This window comes from Actinomadura sp. KC06 (assembly GCF_004348735.1).
In the GTDB taxonomy this organism is placed as follows: Bacteria; Actinomycetota; Actinomycetes; order Streptosporangiales; family Streptosporangiaceae; genus Spirillospora.
Genome location: NZ_SMKT01000069.1, coordinates 1 through 16,224 on the forward strand (window position 1 = coordinate 1; position 16,224 = coordinate 16,224).

Annotated in this window: 17 protein-coding genes; 8 read left to right on the plus strand and 9 right to left on the minus strand. The window is 70.4% G+C overall.

The window, feature by feature from the left end; all coding sequences use genetic code 11:
* The first annotated feature begins 423 nt into the window (after positions 1-423).
* On the plus strand, positions 424-1,392 hold the full coding sequence (gene holA / locus E1287_RS22120; RefSeq protein ID WP_131966958.1) for a DNA polymerase III subunit delta: 969 nt from the start codon (positions 424-426) through the stop codon (positions 1,390-1,392).
* 310 nt (positions 1,393-1,702) lie between these two features.
* On the opposite strand, the gene E1287_RS22125 is transcribed toward holA, so the two are convergent.
* Entirely contained in the window at positions 1,703-2,122 is a 420-nt protein-coding gene (locus E1287_RS22125; protein WP_131966959.1) for an SRPBCC family protein, read from the minus strand.
* Complete coding sequence (locus E1287_RS22130; RefSeq protein ID WP_131966960.1) at positions 2,062-2,982, minus strand: LysR family transcriptional regulator; 921 nt, start codon at positions 2,980-2,982, stop codon at positions 2,062-2,064. The genes E1287_RS22125 and E1287_RS22130 overlap by 61 nt, the downstream gene beginning before the upstream one ends.
* Before the next feature lie 70 nt (positions 2,983-3,052).
* Between E1287_RS22130 and E1287_RS22135 the strand changes: the two genes are divergently transcribed.
* Positions 3,053-3,580: a hypothetical protein gene (locus E1287_RS22135; RefSeq protein ID WP_131966961.1), complete on the plus strand. Its 528-nt coding sequence runs from the start codon at positions 3,053-3,055 to the stop codon at positions 3,578-3,580.
* On the opposite strand, the gene E1287_RS22140 is transcribed toward E1287_RS22135, so the two are convergent.
* Complete coding sequence (locus E1287_RS22140) at positions 3,522-4,058, minus strand: RNA 2'-phosphotransferase (protein WP_131966962.1); 537 nt, start codon at positions 4,056-4,058, stop codon at positions 3,522-3,524. The genes E1287_RS22135 and E1287_RS22140 overlap by 59 nt on opposite strands.
* 155 nt (positions 4,059-4,213) lie before the next feature.
* Entirely contained in the window at positions 4,214-4,483 is a 270-nt protein-coding gene (rpsT, locus tag E1287_RS22145; RefSeq protein ID WP_131966963.1) for a 30S ribosomal protein S20, read from the minus strand.
* Between the two features lie 234 nt (positions 4,484-4,717).
* Between rpsT and lepA the strand changes: the two genes are divergently transcribed.
* Positions 4,718-6,562 carry a translation elongation factor 4 gene (gene lepA / locus E1287_RS22150; protein WP_131966964.1) on the plus strand — a complete coding sequence of 615 codons (1,845 nt, stop codon included), beginning with the start codon at positions 4,718-4,720 and terminating at the stop codon, positions 6,560-6,562.
* 13 nt (positions 6,563-6,575) lie between these two features.
* Here lepA and E1287_RS22155 read toward each other — a convergent pair whose 3' ends face one another.
* The gene (locus tag E1287_RS22155) at positions 6,576-7,028 is read right to left on the minus strand and encodes a DUF4870 domain-containing protein (protein ID WP_165969135.1); all 453 of its coding nucleotides are present in this window, start codon (positions 7,026-7,028) and stop codon (positions 6,576-6,578) included.
* Between the two features lie 210 nt (positions 7,029-7,238).
* On the minus strand, positions 7,239-8,642 hold the full coding sequence (locus E1287_RS22160) for a hypothetical protein (RefSeq protein ID WP_131966966.1): 1,404 nt from the start codon (positions 8,640-8,642) through the stop codon (positions 7,239-7,241).
* Positions 8,643-8,972: 330 nt separating this feature from the next.
* On the opposite strand from E1287_RS22160, the gene E1287_RS22165 reads away from it, so the two are divergent.
* Both E1287_RS22165 and hemW read left to right on the plus strand, forming a co-directional pair.
* A complete protein-coding gene (locus E1287_RS22165) occupies positions 8,973-9,413 on the plus strand; it encodes a hypothetical protein (protein ID WP_131966967.1) in 441 nt (146 codons plus the stop codon).
* 66 nt (positions 9,414-9,479) lie between these two features.
* Positions 9,480-10,688 carry a radical SAM family heme chaperone HemW gene (gene hemW / locus E1287_RS22170; RefSeq protein ID WP_131966968.1) on the plus strand — a complete coding sequence of 403 codons (1,209 nt, stop codon included), beginning with the start codon at positions 9,480-9,482 and terminating at the stop codon, positions 10,686-10,688.
* Positions 10,689-10,694: 6 nt separating this feature from the next.
* Here the strand turns inward: hemW and E1287_RS22175 are convergent, their stop codons facing one another.
* Positions 10,695-11,522: a DUF3097 domain-containing protein gene (locus tag E1287_RS22175; RefSeq protein WP_131966969.1), complete on the minus strand. Its 828-nt coding sequence runs from the start codon at positions 11,520-11,522 to the stop codon at positions 10,695-10,697.
* A gap of 294 nt (positions 11,523-11,816) precedes the next feature.
* On the opposite strand from E1287_RS22175, the gene hrcA reads away from it, so the two are divergent.
* The 3 genes from hrcA (at position 11,817) to E1287_RS22190 (ending at position 14,811) form a co-directional block, all read left to right on the plus strand.
* Positions 11,817-12,830 (plus strand): heat-inducible transcriptional repressor HrcA, encoded by a 1,014-nt coding sequence (hrcA, locus tag E1287_RS22180; protein ID WP_131966970.1) that lies wholly within the window; start codon positions 11,817-11,819, stop codon positions 12,828-12,830.
* Complete coding sequence (gene dnaJ, locus E1287_RS22185) at positions 12,831-13,964, plus strand: molecular chaperone DnaJ (protein WP_131966971.1); 1,134 nt, start codon at positions 12,831-12,833, stop codon at positions 13,962-13,964.
* Between the two features lie 115 nt (positions 13,965-14,079).
* Entirely contained in the window at positions 14,080-14,811 is a 732-nt protein-coding gene (locus E1287_RS22190; RefSeq protein WP_131966972.1) for a 16S rRNA (uracil(1498)-N(3))-methyltransferase, read from the plus strand.
* Between the two features lie 68 nt (positions 14,812-14,879).
* On the opposite strand, the gene E1287_RS43895 is transcribed toward E1287_RS22190, so the two are convergent.
* Both E1287_RS43895 and E1287_RS22200 read right to left on the minus strand, forming a co-directional pair.
* Positions 14,880-15,566, minus strand: a complete 687-nt coding sequence (locus E1287_RS43895; RefSeq protein WP_165969137.1) for a hypothetical protein — start codon at positions 15,564-15,566, stop codon at positions 14,880-14,882.
* Positions 15,563-16,105 (minus strand): SigE family RNA polymerase sigma factor, encoded by a 543-nt coding sequence (locus E1287_RS22200; RefSeq protein ID WP_243719319.1) that lies wholly within the window; start codon positions 16,103-16,105, stop codon positions 15,563-15,565. Before E1287_RS22200 ends, E1287_RS43895 begins: the two co-directional genes overlap by 4 nt.
* Positions 16,106-16,224: the final 119 nt, after the last annotated feature.

A 16,224-nucleotide genomic window follows, 5' to 3' on the forward strand; every position in this document is an offset into this window, starting at 1 on the left:
CCAGAAACGCTGGGTCCAGCGCTGGAAGCCCGCCCTGAACGCCTTCCAGATCGCCTTCGAAGGCCGCCTCACCCCAACCACCCACTGACCACCCAAACCCCAAATCAGCCGTTAACTTGACACTCCCCCAGGTGGGGTCCGGCCAGTCCACATGCCTGGACTGTGCCGGGTTGCGTTCGAGCAGGCAGCTGCCCGGGGGCTCGGGTGGAGTGGTTCTGATGTGCTGTTCGGGCTTTGCCGGCTCGGGCTCTTGTTGATTGTGGCTGGAGGGTGGCCTGGTCGTCTGGGGGCGGTGAGTTGAGTGTGATCGAGTTACGGCTCCGGGCAGGTCTTTTGGGCGGTCGGGGTGGTCTTCGTCGACTTGGGTGTTCGGTGCTGGTGGTTGTTTGCGGGTCGGTGGGGTGGGCGTGGGATGCTGCAGGGGTGTCGGTTGAGTCTGTCGTGCTGGTCGTTGGTGAGGAAGAGCTGCTCGTTGATCGGGCTATCGGGGACGTTGTCGCCTCGGTGCGGGCGCAGGATCCGGAGGTCGAGGTCATCGATCTGGCGCCGGGTGGGCTGGAGCCGGGGCGGATCTCGGAGCTGACGTCGCCGTCGTTGTTCGGCAGCGGGAAGGTGCTCGTGGTGCGGTCGGCGCAGGATCTGGGGAAGGACCTGGCCGCCGAGGTGCTGGGGTACGCCAAGGCACCCGCGGACGAGGTCGTTCTCGTGGTCGTCCATCATGGCGGGGCCAAGGGGAAGGCGCTCGTGGACGGGCTCACCAAGCTCAAGGCGCGCAAGATCTCGTGCCCGAAGGTCACGAAGGTGGGGGAGCGGGTCGACTTCGTCCGGAACGAGATCCGCGCGGCCGGTGGGAAGATCTCGCCGGACGCGGCGCGGGGGCTGATCGACGCGGTCGGGAACGACCTGCGGGAACTAGCGGCGGCCTGCAGCCAGCTGGTGGCCGATACCGGCGGGAAGATCGACGATGCCGCGGTGGCGCGGTATTACCGGGGACGTGCCGAGGTCAGCGGGTTCGCCGTGGCGGACAAGGCCATTGAGGGGCAACTCGCCGATGCTCTGGAGCAGCTCCGGTGGGCGCTTGCGACTGGCGTTGCGCCGGTGTTGATCGTCAGCGCGCTCGCCCAGGGTGTGCGGGGGCTGGCCAAGGTCGGCGGCGCGCCGCGTGGTGCGCGGGGCGCGGCATTGGCGAAAGAGCTCGGGATGCCTCCCTGGAAGATCGAGCGGGTGCAGAGACAGTTGCGGGGGTGGACGGGGGACGGGGTCGCGCGGGCGCTCGCGGCGGTCGCTGAGGCCGATGAGCAGGTCAAGGGCGGTGCTGCTGATCCTGCCTATGCGCTTGAGAAGACCATTGCTGAGATCGTTGCCGCTCGTTCCCAGAGGCGTGCTTCGTAGTCGGTGAGCTATGCAGCTCGTTCGCAGAGGCGTGCTTCGTAGGCGGTGGGCTAGCGGCGACGGACGCGGTGGATGATCTGGTGCTTGGTCGGTTCGGGTGGCAGGGGGCCGTCGAGTTGTCGTCGCCTGTTGATGAAGACGGCGCCGGCGCGGATGTCGGCGGCTAGGCAGTGGAGAGGGACCGGGTCCAGGTGGACGCGGCCAGGCCCAACTCGGTGTCGTTGGCGCGGGCGGAGTTGCTACAGGGCGTCTCGGGCTCCTCGAAGAGTCGGCTTGGGTGCCGACGAAAGGCAGAAGAGGTGGCGGCGGGTCAGAGGGTTTCGGCTTTGGATTTCAGGCCGTTGGCTTCCATGGTGACGTAGCGGCGGACTAGGCGGCCCGCTAGGAGCGACATTATGGGAGCCAGGGGGCCTTTCTGGTCCAGGGTCAGGTGGACGGAAACGGTGCCGTCGGGATTGGTGACGATTTCGTGGGCGGCGGTTGTGATGACGCCGGGGGAGCGGGACTCCCAGGTGAAGGTCTTGTTCTCGGCGAATGCGGTGATCGTCCAGATGGCGGCGGGGAGTTTTGGCTGGAAGACGCGGGCGCGGCTGGAGAGGGCGACGGGCTTGTCCAGGAGTTCGACGCGGTTTATCGACGCCGTCATTTCGGGCCAGCGTTCGACGTCCTTCAGGATGGTCCAGACATTTTCGGGGGACGCGTCGATGTCGACGGAGGTCTCGAAGTGCACGGTGTTCTTCTCAGCGCGGTTCGGATCGCGGACAGCAGGCCGGTGACCAGAGGATCGTCGGCGCGGTCCGGGAGGTGGAGGGCGTAGTAGGGGACGGCCGGCAGGTCGATGATCTCGCGTTCGACCAGGCCGGGAGGGGCGGTGACGCATCCGTTGACGACCGCGAGGCCGATGTGCAGGGACACGAAGTGCAGGATGAGCGGCCAGCCCTCGGCCTCGACCGCGAGCGTCCAAGGGACGTCGGCGGCGCGGAGGGCGCGTTCGAGGGTGGCGCGGTGCGGGCCGGTGGGCGGGGGGACGACGAGGGACGTCCCCGCGAGGTCGGAGAGGGTGAGGTGGGGCCGCGCGGCGAGCGGATGGTCGTCCGGCATGACCAGGACCTGCGGGTAGGAGGCGAGCAGGACGGTCTCGACGTCGGCGGGCACCACGTCCAGGACGGCGACGCCGAGGTCGGCGCGGCCGGTGCGGACGGCGGTGAGCGTCCGGGCGCGGTCGCCGTTGATGAGGCGGATGCCGGGGTGGACGACGTCGCCGAGCAGGTACAGGTAGGCGCCCTCACCGGCGGCGAGGGTCGGGATGCGGCCGGGGGCGGTGCCGTGGACGGCCGCGAGGAACGCGGTCATGCGGGTGTCGAGGTCGCGGGCGAAGCGGGCGACCTGTTCGCCGGCGGGGGTCAGGGCGAGGCGGCGGCCGTGCCGGGTGTAGAGGGGGCGGCCGAGGGTGTCGGCGAGTTTCCGCACCTTGACGTGGAGGGCGGGCTGGGAGATGTGGAGTTCCTCGGCGGCGCGGGTGAAGTTGAGGTGGTCGGCGAAGACGGCGAACGAGGCGAGCGCGTCGGTGGAGAGGCGGCTCAGGTCCATAGGCAGTGATTATAGGTCGTGGTTTGGTTAATAGTTCTGCTTTAGGGTGCGGTGCCGGAGAGTTGGGGGCATGAATGGCGAACCCAGGCTCGGCGTCGACTTCGGCCGGGTCATTCACGGCGGGCTGCTGGCGCCGGGTGACGACGACACCGTGTTCCTCGGCGGGAGTTTCGAGGAGGCGCTGGCCTCGCCCGCGACGGCGGGGGTGTACGAGGTGCTGCCCGGGCTGATCGAGGCTTTCGGCGGACGGGCCTGGATCATCTCCAAATGCGGTGACCGCGTGCGGAAGCGGACGCTGGCATGGCTCGACCACCATGACTTCTACCGGCGGACGGGCCTGCCCAGGCAGAACGTCCGGTTCTGCAGGAAGCGGCCGGAAAAGGCGCGGCACTGCGAGGAACTCGGGATCACCCACATGATCGACGACCGGCTGGACGTGCATCGCGCCATTCGCGACATCGTCCCGTACCGGTACTTGTTCGGGACGGCGGAAGCGCCCGAATGGGTGCGGCACGTCCCGGACTGGGCGGCCGCCGAGGTCATTCTCGAAGATATTCCGGCGGGACGGAGCCGGTCAGCCACACACCGTTCGCGCTGACGCGGAATTCGTGCCCGTCGGCGGCCATCCGTCCGGCGAGAACGGTCAGGATGACGGGCCGGCCTCGGCGGGCGCCGACGCTCCGGGCCGTTTCGCGGTCGGGGGACAGGTGCACGTCGTGCCGTCCCATGGGCCGAAGCCCTTCGCGCAGGATCGATTCCACGGAACGGCGGACGGTGCCGTGGTACAGGAATTCCGGCGGGGGCGCCGGCGGTAGGTTCAGATCTACCGGGACGGAATGCCCCTGGGCGGCCCTGATCCGGTTTCCGTCCAGCTCATAGCGTTTCTTGTCGTTGGCGGCGACGACGTGTTCGAGTTCGGCGCGTGTCAACGGGAATGAGTGGCGGGTGGCGGCCGCGAGCAGTTCGGTGACGTCGGCCCAGCCTTCGGCGTCGAGGGTGAGGCCGATCCGCTCGGGGTGGTGCCGCAGATGGAGGGCGAGGTATTTGGAGATCCTCGTCGCGCGCCGCTCGTCCATGGGATGTGCGTCCGGATATGCGTCGGGGCCGGCTTCGGTGGCCGGCCCCTTGCATGCGTGCGGGCACCGCGGGCTCTGACCCCCGCAGCTAACCCTGGCCTCGTAGGAGGCCGGTCCGGTGTTGCGGGTGCCGGCCCGGTCGCCTGCCCCGGCTCTTACTTGGCCTGCAGGGCGGCGGCGCGCTTGGCGATCGCCGACTTGCGGTTGGCGGCCTGGTTCTTGTGGATGACGCCCTTGCTGACGGCCTTGTCCAGCTTGCGCGCGGCGTGGCGCTGGGCGGCCGCGGCGGCCTCGACCTCGCCGGCCTCGGCTGCCTCGCGGAACTTGCGGATCGCCGTCTTCAGTTCCGATTTGACGGCCTTGTTGCGCAGGCGAGCCTTCTCGTTCTGCTTGTTGCGCTTGATCTGGGACTTGATGTTAGCCACGTCGTAGTGCCTCAGCTTGGTCGCGATAGTCGCCTGCTCATCCGCAGGCCCTGACGAATGTCTGAACGGGGGCGGGACGGTGCCCCGGGGCACGACGCTACGCCACACGCAAGCGCACAGCCTACCAATCACCGGGGCCCGTCCCAAACCGGGCCTTGCACGGAGCATCGCGCCCGGCATGGGACCATGGGGGTACACATTCATGTCCACCAGTGAGTTTGCGAACGGACCCCGGTGCGAGCGCCTGATCCTGACAAGACCGACCCCGCGATCATCCGCAACTTCTGCATCATCGCGCACATCGACCATGGCAAGTCGACCCTCGCGGACCGGATGCTGCAGCTGACCGGCGTGGTCGAGGAGCGCCAGATGCGCGCTCAGTACCTCGACCGCATGGACATCGAGCGCGAGCGCGGCATCACGATCAAGAGCCAGGCGGTCCGGCTGCCGTGGACGTCAGGCGGCGTCGACCACGTCCTCAACCTGATCGACACGCCGGGCCACGTCGACTTCTCCTACGAGGTGTCGCGGTCGCTGGCCGCGTGCGAGGGCGCCGTCCTGCTGGTGGACGCGGCGCAGGGCATCGAGGCGCAGACGCTGGCGAACCTGTACCTGGCCCTCGAGGCCGACCTGCACCTGATCCCCGTCCTCAACAAGATCGACCTGCCGGCGGCGCAGCCGGACAAGTACGCGGAGGAGCTGGCCGGGATCATCGGCTGCGAGCCGTCGGACGTGCTGCGCGTGTCGGGCAAGACGGGCGAGGGCGTCCGGGAGCTGCTCGACAAGATCGTCGAGGAGGTGCCGGCGCCGGTCGGCGACCCCGACGGGCCGGCCCGCGCGCTGATCTTCGACTCGGTGTACGACACCTACCGCGGCGTCGTCACCTATGTCCGGATCATCGACGGGCATCTGTCGCGGCGCGAGAAGAGCCTGATGATGTCGACCGGGACGGCGCACGAGACGCTGGAGGTCGGCGTGATCTCGCCGGAGCCGGTGTCCGTGCAGGGCCTCGGCGTGGGCGAGGTCGGCTACCTGATCACCGGGGTGAAGGACGTCCGGCAGGCCAGGGTCGGCGACACCGTGACCGGCGCGTCCCGGCGGGCGCCCGAAGCGCTCGGCGGCTACCGCGACCCGAAGCCGATGGTGTTCTCCGGCCTGTACCCGGTGGACGGCGACCAGTACCCCGAGCTGCGGGACGCGCTCGACAAGCTCCAGCTCAACGACGCCGCGCTCGTGTACGAGCCGGAGACGTCGGCGGCGCTCGGGTTCGGGTTCCGCTGCGGGTTCCTCGGGCTGCTGCACATGGAGATCGTCCGGGAGCGGCTGGAACGCGAGTCCGGCCTGTCGCTGATCTCGACCGCGCCGAACGTGGTGTACCGCGTGACGATGGAGGACGGGTCGGAGCACACCGTCACCAACCCCAGCGAGTTCCCCGAGGGCAAGATCGCGGGCGTGTACGAGCCGGTGGTGAAGGCGACGCTGCTGAGCCCGTCCGAGCACATCGGCGCGATCATGGAGCTGTGCCAGGGCCGGCGCGGGGTGCTGCTCGGCATGGACTACCTGTCGGAGGACCGCGTCGAGATCCGCTACACGCTGCCCCTCGCCGAGATCATCTTCGACTTCTTCGACCAGCTGAAGTCGCGGACCCGCGGGTACGCGTCGCTGGACTACGAGCCGAGCGGGGAACAGGAGTCCGACCTGGTGAAGGTCGACATCCTGCTGCAGGGCGAGTCGGTGGACGCGTTCAGCCAGATCGTCCACCGGGACAAGGCGCGCGAGTACGGGCTGATGATGACGTCCAAGCTCAAGGAGCTGATCCCGCGCCAGCAGTACGAGGTGCCGATCCAGGCGGCGATCGGCGCGCGCATCATCGCCCGGGAGAACATCCGCGCCATCCGCAAGGACGTCCTCGCCAAGTGCTACGGCGGCGACATCTCCCGCAAGCGCAAGCTGCTGGAGAAGCAGAAGGAGGGCAAGAAGCGGATGAAGACCATCGGGCGGGTGGACGTCCCGCAGGAGGCCTTCGTCGCGGCGCTGTCCACCGGCGGTGGCGAGCCCACCGACAAGGGCAGGAAGTAAGCCCGGTCCGGGTCTACTTTTTCAGCAGGGGCCAGGCCACTGCGGCCGGGACTCGGCGGAACTCGCCGCGGTTCGCGGCCCGTCCCGCGTAGACGAGGAAGAACATCACGACGGCCGTGAACGCCAGCGGCACCCAGATGAACAGCTCGACGGCCAGCGACAGCAGCCCGAAGACGAACCAGACGGCGATGGCCGCGAGGCTCATGTTGAGGCCCTGCACCGCGTGCTTGCGCGCGAAGGGCGAGCGCGCCTTGCCGACGTAGACGACGGCCGGTGCGATGGCGCTGACGAGGAACTGGCCCACGTACGCCATGAGCGACCACGTTCTCTCGTCGTCGCTGACGGGGCCGAAGTGGCCGGGCAACTGGGCGGTGTGACCGCCCTGAGGCTGCTGCTGCCAACCACCCGGGCCGCCGCCGGGCTGTTGCTGATGCGGCGGGGGCGGCTGCTGCGGCTGCTGCCACATGTTTCCGGGCTGCTGCCAAGGGGCCTGATGTTGCCCTCCGGGCTGCTGCCCTGGGCCGGGCGACGGGGGAGGCCCGTAGGCCATGGCGGACGTCCTCTCCTAGTTCGCTACGCGTTCGCTGTGCGACCTATGGCGAAAGTGTATGACTCCTTGGACGCGCCCGGAGTTCGCTAGGGTTCCCGCCTCCGCCCGGCCCGTGGCCGTTTCGGGTCAGGGACGCCACACCACGGCGGACGGCTTCTCCTGCGTGACCGTCACCGAGCCCTTCCAGTCGATGGACGAAGGCTGCGGCAGATACGAGTCGTCCAGGAAGAATCCCCGGTTGATGGACGTGACCGTGGCCGGTGCGCCATTGTCCCCGGACCCGGTCGGACGGCGAAGGGCCTCGATCGACGCGATGTCGGAGACCGTCGTCCCCTCCGGCAGTTCGACGGTGGTGGCGACGGCGCCGTCACGGTCGATCGACCAGGTCGGCTGGTCGTGGTCGGACCGGTAGAGCGTGGACGGGTCGTCCTTGAGCCGGACGCCGAGCGCCACACCCGGCACCGAACCCGACCCCGTCGGGGAGCCCGTCTTCTTGGCGAACTCGACGAAAAGGTACGTGCGCTGGTCGCCGACCTCGCGTGTCGCCGGGTCGGACGGCGTCTCGATCTTCCCTTCGCGGGCCATCTCCTGCGCCGCGATCCGGTACGTCCACGGCTCGCGGTCCATGACGACCTCGCGGGCGCGGCCGTCCGGGCGCGTCCTGGACGCGTCGAGGAGGAAGCGCAGCGGCGGCTTCGGGGAGATCACGTCGCACATGTTGTTGTTGGACGTGCAGGTCTGCAGCACCGGATGGTCGCCCTCGTAGCGTCCCCGGAACTGGAGCGTCATGTGCATCGGCGCCTGGTACACGGCGGTGCCGTCGACGCGGTCGCCGGACTCGTCCACCTCGACCCGGTAGACCCATTCGATGTCGGTCGTGCGTCCCCAGCGGGCCATCAGCGCGGGCGAGTCGGTGCCGCCGTCCTCGTTGCTCCACACCACCGAGTACTCGATGATCCGGTGCCCGGGCGCGGCGGCGGGCCGCGTCTCGTGCCACGCGACGAGCGGGGTGTCGGTGGTGGCGTTCTGGTACGGGTCGCCTAGCGGCCATCCCGTCCGTCCGACGACGATCGGAGCGTGACGCAGGGCGACGGCGTCGGCGTCCGGCACCTCGACGGCGGGCCGCTGGAGGGTGACGCGGTGGGCGGCGGACGCGCTCCCCCTCGCGAACCGCAGCGTGACCTCGTGCTTTCCGGGACCGACGTGCCCCAGGCCGAGGCTCCGGGACACCGGCTCGGACGACGGGACGACGAGGTCGGTCACGTGCCGTCCGTCCACCGAGATCGCCACGACGGCGGCTTCGGCGCCCTTGCGGGCCCAGGAGACGCCGGGGGCGGAGGCGGCGAAGGAGATCACGGCCTCCCCGTCCCGCGGGGCCGTGAACGGCAGCGACTCCGCGGGCCCGTCGCGATGGACGTTGATCACGCCGGGGGCGCCGGCGGACGCGGGGGAGACGCAGAGGAGGAGGGGAGCGCCGGCGAGGGCGGCGCCGGTCAACGCGAGCACGGCATGACGCGCACGGTTTCTCATGATCAGCGAAACTAGGCCGCGTGTGTTGCGTTCCGGTGAAGTCCCGGTCCCCCGTGGGTGTCGGGTTCATGGTGGTTGCGACCGCACCGCGGCGACGGCTGCGTAGCGTGGCGGCGCGTGCCGGTGTGCGTGAAGATCCGTTTGTGAAAGCGCGACACGGCAGGGGCTGCTTGGTCTGGAGGTATATGTCGGTACGGTCGGACGGGTACCGTGCCGATCAACCACCAATGCCGATCATCCGACTGTGCCGATCCACCACCAGGCCGATCACCCCTGGTGCCGATCGACCACCAGTGCCGATCACAGACATCGCCGATCTCCGGAGGCAGCGTGACCGACCCCGAGCAGGTACTTCGCTCTGCGGAGGAGCGGGAGACGGTGAACGGCGCCGTCCGCGCGCTGCGGACCGCCGCCCCGTCCGGATGGGAGCGGCTCGACTTCGAGTTCCGCGCGACGGTCGGCATCGACAGCGCGTCCCTGGAGGTCGAGGGCCCGGACGGCGAGCGCCGCACGGCCATGCCGCCCGGCCAGGCCGTCGGGAAGATGGACGAGCTGCGCCGCGTCATGTACCGGCAGGGCAAGGGCGCCTGGTTCACCGCCCGCCTCCAGGTCGAGCGCTCGGGCCGGTTCAGTGCCGAGTTCGACTACGACGGCGAACCGGACTTCACGCCGCCGCTCACGTCGTCCGCGTACGCGATGGACCTCGACCGCTTCCCCCGCACGGACGAGCACATCCCCGACTGGCTCCGCGAAAAACTCAGCGACGCCTAGCCTGACCTGACGAGGAGACCAGCGTGACGGGACGGGGCAGGGGGTTGGGCAGGGCAGACTTGAAGCGTGCCCTCGACCCTTCCTGACGGCGAACCCGTCCCCGCGGACGGTGCATTGCCCCGCCGCTCCCTAGACGGCCTTGGAACGCGGCCGTTCGCGTTCTACGTGCATGTGCCGTTCTGTGTGACGCGCTGCGGGTACTGCGATTTCAACACCTACACGGCTACGGAGCTGGGTCCGGGGGCTAGCCGTGACTCCTACGCCGAGACCGCCGTCCAAGAGGTACGGATGGCCCGGCGGGTGCTGGGCGACGTTGACCTGCCCGTCGAGACGGTTTTCGTGGGCGGTGGCACTCCGACTCTCCTGCCGGCCGACGATCTGGGACGCGTCCTGGACGCGATCGACACCGAGTTCGGGCTCGCACCAGGCGCGGAGGTCACGACGGAGGCCAATCCCGAGTCGGTGGACGAGAGATACGTGGGCCGCCTGCGGGAAGTCGGGTTCACGCGCATTTCGTACGGGATGCAGAGCGCGCGCGAGCACGTCCTGGCCGTCCTGGAGCGCGCGCATACGCCGGGACGCGTTCCGCAGGTAGTGGACTGGACGCGACGGGCAGGGTTCGAGCACATCAACCTGGACCTCATCTATGGGACGCCAGGCGAAACCGACGACGACTGGCGGGCCTCGGTAGAAGCCGCCCTGAACGCTGACCCCGACCACGTGTCGGCATATGCGCTCATCGTCGAAGACGGCACACGCCTGGCCGCGCAGGTCCGGAGAGGCGAACTGACGGCGCCCGACGACGACGCCATGGCCGACCGCTACCTGATCGCGGACGAGATGCTGTCCGCCCACGGCCTGCACTGGTACGAGATCTCCAACTGGGCGACGAATCCCAGCGCCGCCTGCCGCCACAACATGCTGTATTGGACGGGCGCCGACTGGTGGGGCGTCGGGCCGGGCGCGCACAGCCACGTAGGCGGAACCCGCTGGTGGAACGTCAAACACCCCGCCGCCTACGCAGCCCGGCTAGCAGAACGCACGACCCCCGCACACGCCAGAGAGATCCTGGACGACGACGACCGGCGCATTGAGCGCATCATGCTCGAACTGAGACTCGCCAAGGGCTGCCCCACCGACTTGCTGGACGACAAGGCCGTCCGCAAGGCGATAGACGACGGCCTCCTTGATCCCGCCCCCTACGAGCAAGGCCGCGCGGTCCTCACCCTGCGAGGACGCCTCCTAGCCGACGCCGTAGTCCGCGACCTGACCTGAACTGGGTCAACACGTCACGAAATCGATGAGTTCTTCCACGCGGCCTAGGAGGGCGGGCTCCAGGTCCGTGTAGTTGTTCACCGAACCCAGGATGCGTTTCCAGGCCGCGCCCGTGTCGTCACCCCAGCCCAGCTCGGCGACCACGCCCTCCTTCCACGGAATGCCACGAGGGATGCGCGGCCAGGCGCGGATGCCCACGGACGCGGGCTTGACCGCCTCCCAGATGTCGATGAACGGATGCCCGGTGACGAGGACGTGCGGCGACGAGACCCGCGCCGCGATCCGGGACTCCTTGGAGCCGTCCACGAGATGGTCGACGAGGACGCCGAGGCGGCGGTCGTCGTCCGGGCCGAACTCCTCGACGATGGCGGGCAGGTCGTCCACGCCTTCCAGGTACTCCACGACGACGCCCTCGACCCGCAGATCGTGGCCCCAGATCTTCTCGACCAGCTCGGCGTCGTGGACGCCCTCCACGTAGATCCGGCTCTCCTTGGCGACCTTCGCCCGCAGCCCCTGGACGGCGATCGACCCCGACGCGGAACGCGCCGGCCGTCCGCCCGGCCGTCCGCTGGGCGCCGCGCTGGGCCGGACGAGCGTGACGGGCTTGCCGTCGATGAGGAATCCGGACTTGGTCAGCGGGAACACGCGCCGCTTGCCGAACCGGTCCTCCAGGGTGACGCCGAACTTGTCGCAGCCGACGACGGCGCCGCAGAAACCGCTGTCGGGGTCTTCGGCGACCAGGCCGTGCTCGGCCGGGACCTCCGGGATCTGGCCCTTGCGGGGCCTGCGCCAGTCGCCGGCCAGCACATCGTTGCCGTATTTCTTACTCCGCACGGGTCCGCACATTAACCCGGCGGGACGCCCGTCCGGCGTCGCCCCTCGTCCCTCGGCGTGGCGCGGGTGCTCCACGCTGGAGCCGGGCGGGTCCTCCGGGTGCGGGGCGGGCGCGTCCTACGGGAATGGGAGCCTGTGTCCGGAACGGATAGGATCGCGCAGCCGTGCGGCGAGTCCGCGCGGGCACTCCAGACGGGGCCTGCGGGCCGTACAATTGGCACTCGGGAGTATGGAGTGCCAGCGGCGCGGGGGGCGCCGGCGGCACGGGCCCGGCGGGACGAAGGAGGTGACCAGGTGCTGGACGACCGGAAGCTCGCCGTCCTGCGCGCCATCGTGGAGGACTTCGTCTCCACCAACGAGCCGGTGGGCTCGAAGGCGCTGGCGGACCGGCACAACCTCGGCGTGTCCCCGGCCACCATCCGCAACGACATGGCGGTGCTGGAGGAGCAGGGGTACATCACCCAGCCGCACACCAGCGCCGGACGCGTCCCCACCGACAAGGGCTACCGGCTGTTCGTCGACCGGCTGTCCACGATCAAGCCGCTGTCGGTCGCCGAGCGCCGCGCGATCGAGACGTTCCTGTCCGGCGCGTACGACCTCGACGACGTCGTCGGCCGGACGGTGCGGCTGCTCGCGCAGCTCACCCGGCAGGTCGCCGTCGTGCAGTACCCGTCGCTGACGCGCTCGTCGGTGCGGCACGTCGAGCTGGTCCCGGTCGCCGAGGGGCGGCTGCTGCTCGTCCTGATCACCAACACCGGCCGGGTCGAGCAGCGCGTGATCGAGGCGGGCGGCACGGTGTCGGAGGAATCGATCGGGCACCTGCGGGCGTTGCTCAACACGTGCCTCGACGGGCTGGGCCTCGGCGACGTCCCGACCGCGGTCGCGGACCTGCCCGACAAGGTGGGGCCGGACGAGCGCCCGCTCGCCGCGGCGGTGCTGTCGGTGCTGCTGGAGACCCTCGTCGAGAAGCACGAAGAGAAGATCGTCTTCGCCGGTGCGGCCAACCTCGCCGCGGTGGACTTCTCGCAGAGCCTGAGGGAGGTTCTCGTGGCGCTCGAAGAGCAGGTGGTGCTGATGCGGCTGCTCGGCGAGACCGGCGATTCCTCTAAAGTTACGGTGCGGATCGGCACCGAGAACCCCGATCTGGGGCTCCGGTCGACCTCGGTCGTCGCCGCCGACTACGGCGTGGGCGACCTCACACTGGCCCGGCTGGGAGTGCTCGGGCCTACACGCATGGATTACCCCAGCACGATGGGAGCGGTACGGGCAGTGGCACGCTACGTGGGACAGATCCTGGCGGGGTCGTAAGTGGCCAACGACTACTATGCGACCCTGGGCGTCCGGCGGGACGCCAGCGCCGACGAGGTCAAGAGGGCCTATCGCCGGCTCGCGCGGGAGCTCCACCCGGACGTCAACCCGGATCCGGAGACCCAGGACAGGTTCAAGGAGATCACCCAGGCGTACGAGGTGCTCTCCGACCCGAAGAAGCGCGAGATGTACGACCTGGGCGCCGACCCGTTCGCGCCGGGCGGCGGGGCGGGCGCCGGCGGCTTCGGCGGCGCCGGGTTCCCGTTCAGCGACATCATGGACGCGTTCTTCGGCACCGCGACGTCGCGGGGCCCGCGGACCCGGGCGCGGCGCGGCCGGAACGCGACGCTGCCGGTCGAGCTCGTCCTCAGCGAGACCGCGTTCGGCACGACCCGCGAGCTGTCCATCGACACCGCCGTGGTCTGCACCGGCTGCGAGGGGTCGGGCTGCGCGCCCGGCACCCACCCGGACACGTGCGAGACGTGCCACGGGCGCGGCGAGGTGCAGCAGGTCCAGCGGTCGTTCCTCGGCCAGGTCATGACGGCCAGGCCCTGCCCGGCGTGCGGCGGGTTCGGCTCGGTGATCCGCAACCCGTGCACCGAGTGCTCGGGGGACGGCCGCGTCCGCACCCGCCGGACCGTCAAGGTCAAGATCCCGGCGGGGGTGGAGAACGGCATCCACATCCAGCTCGCCGGGGAGGGCGAGGTCGGTCCCGGCGGCGGCCCGCCCGGCGACCTGTTCCTGCAGATCGTGGAGAAGCCGCACCCGATCTTCGAGCGGGAGGGCGACGACCTGCACTGCACGGTCGAGATCCCGATGACGGCGGCGGCGCTCGGCACCAGCGTCACCATCGAGACGCTGGACGCCGCCGAGAGCGTCGACATCAAGCCCGGCACGCAGTCCGGGCAGGTCATCACGCTGTACAACCGGGGCGTCCGGCACCTCAACGAGAGCGGCCGCGGCGACCTGATGATCCACGTGAACGTGGAGACGCCGAACCGGCTCGACGAGGAGCAGGAGGAGCTGCTGCGGCAGCTCGCCGCCCTGCGCGGCGAGGAACGCCCGCCCGGCAAGTTCGCGCCGGGGCAGCGCGGCATGTTCTCCCGCCTCAAGGACGTCTTCAACCAGCACTGAAGAGCAGCGGCGGCGGCCTACGAGGAAGGCCGCCGCGGCACCTCAGAGCGTGGAGACGAGTGAACCTGGACGACCCGTGAGCCTGGACGATCACTGAATCCGCAGGGGGACGCGCATGAGCCCGCCGGTCTTCCTCGCCGCTACGGACGCGCTGGAACGCGACGGCGTCGTCCTCGACGGGCCCGAGGGGCGGCACGCGGCGACCGTGCGGCGGCTGCGGCCCGGTGAGCGCGTCGACCTGACCGACGGCGCGGGCCTCCTCGCCGAATGCGTCGTCGCCGAGGCGGGCCGCGCGTCCCTCACGCTGGACGTGCTGGCCCGGCACCGGCAGCCGCCGCCCTCGCCGCGCATCGTGGTCGTCCAGGCGCTCCCGAAGGGCGACAGGGGAGAGTTGGCCGTTGAGACGATGACCGAGGCCGGGGTGGACGAGATCGTCCCGTGGTCGGCGGCGCGGTGCGTCACGCAGTGGCGTCCCGAACGCCGCGAGAAGGCCCTCGGACGCTGGCGCAACACCGCACGCGAGGCCGGTAAGCAGGCGCGCCGCAGCCGCTTCCCCGAGATCGCCGACCTTGCGTCCACCGGTGACGTGGCCGGACGGGTCGCCGCCGCGTCCCTGGCGCTCGTCCTGCATGAGGGGGCCGAGGCGCCGCTCAGCGCCGTCGAGCCGCCCGCGCAGGGCGACATCATGGTCGTGGTAGGCCCCGAGGGCGGGATCACGGAGGAGGAACTGGAGCGCCTCGCCGAAGCGGGCGGACGCCCCACGAGGCTCGGCCCGACCGTCCTGCGCACATCGACGGCCGGAGTGGCGGCCGCGGCGGTCCTGCTAGCGGCGACCGGCCGCTGGTAACGCGCCCCGCCGTATCTGGTAGCCGCCCCGCTGCTGGTAGCGCGCCCCGTCGCCGGCAGCGCGTCCCGTCAGGAGCCTGCCGGGCCGGGGGCCTGGGCGGGTTCGCTGGTGACGGACGGGGTCGGCTCGTCGGTCGGGTCGGGGTCGGGCGTGGACGTGGTCGGCGTCGGCGACGTGGTCGGCGTCTGCGACGGCGTCTGGCCCGGGCAGGGCGTGGTCGACGGCGCGGGCGTCGGGTCCGCGCCGGGCGACGTGGCCGCGGACGGCGGGCTGGCCGGCGGCGGGATGCGGCAGGCCGAGATCCCCTGCGAGGGGCTGGCGCTCGGCGACACCGCGGCGCTCGGGTCGCCGCTCGTGCCGGCGCCGGGCGACGACGGGTCGGGGAACTGCGGGTCGCCGCCCGCGCCGGTGCGGTCGCCGCCGGCGGGGTCGCGGTCGCCGTCGGCCGTCCCGTTGCTGCCGACCGACTGCTGGATGAGGTCGATGGTCTGCGGTGCGGTCACGCCCAGCCCCGCGATCGCCACGGCCGCCGCCACGGCGAGGACGGGACGCGCCCAGTTGACGGTGAACCGGTCGAACCCGAGCCCGTAGCGGGCGAGGCCGAAACGTCCGAGACCGAACCGGCGGTTGGGGCCGTCGGTTATGCGGGCCCGGATGCGCTCCAGGCCGTCACCTGCGGGGTTGACCGTCTCCGCCTCCGCGTTCAGGGCGCGGCGGAGGACCTCGCCGTGCTCGTCGTGGGGGTCGGTGGTCATGAGAATTGCTCCAGGACGTTGCGTAGCGACGTCATTCCACGGGCCGTGTGGCTTTTCACGGCGCCGCGGGAGATGCCCATCGCGTTGGCGATCTCCGCTTCGGACAGGTCGGCGTAGTAGCGGAGGACGAGCGCCTCACGCTGGCGTGCGGGCAGCCGGGACAGCGCGTCGATGACCGCCGAGCGTTCCAGCTCCCCGATCGCCCCGGCCTCCGCGCTCGGCGCGTCCGGCAGGCCCTTCGGGGCGTACTTCTCGACGACGGCGCGGTGCCGGAGCACCGATCGCGACCGATTCACCACCGACTGGCGCAGGTAGGACAGGGCCTTGTCCGGGTCGCGCAGGCGCCGCCAGCCGCCGTGCATCGCGACGAACGCGTCCTGGACGACCTCTTCGGCCGTCCCCGCGTCCCGGACGAGCATGGCGGCGAGCCGCACCAGCGAGCGGTAGTTGGCGCTGTACAGCGCCGTCACCGCCTGGTCGGCGTCCCAGGCGACGGCCACCGCGCCCGCCGTGCCCCTGGCCACGAGGGTCTCGGTCACGTCAGTGGGACGCGTACCCTCGTCGCTCGGTTTACGAAAGGGCATGTCCTGGTTTGCCTCGGTCACCTATCCGCCGCCTTTGCCGTCCCCCGGCCGTCCATTCGGATGGTCCTGCGGAG

Coding starts and splice junctions, on each gene's coding strand:
- E1287_RS22130 (WP_131966960.1), bottom strand. CDS start 2,982: ATGGACCTGAGCCGCCTCTCCACCGACGCGCTCGCCTCGTTCGCCGTC.
- E1287_RS22135 (WP_131966961.1), top strand. CDS start 3,053: ATGAATGGCGAACCCAGGCTCGGCGTCGACTTCGGCCGGGTCATTCAC.
- E1287_RS22140 (WP_131966962.1), bottom strand. CDS start 4,058: ATGGACGAGCGGCGCGCGACGAGGATCTCCAAATACCTCGCCCTCCAT.
- E1287_RS22155 (WP_165969135.1), bottom strand. CDS start 7,028: ATGTGGCAGCAGCCGCAGCAGCCGCCCCCGCCGCATCAGCAACAGCCC.
- E1287_RS22160 (WP_131966966.1), bottom strand. CDS start 8,642: ATGAGAAACCGTGCGCGTCATGCCGTGCTCGCGTTGACCGGCGCCGCC.
- E1287_RS22190 (WP_131966972.1), top strand. CDS start 14,080: ATGAGCCCGCCGGTCTTCCTCGCCGCTACGGACGCGCTGGAACGCGAC.
- E1287_RS43895 (WP_165969137.1), bottom strand. CDS start 15,566: ATGACCACCGACCCCCACGACGAGCACGGCGAGGTCCTCCGCCGCGCC.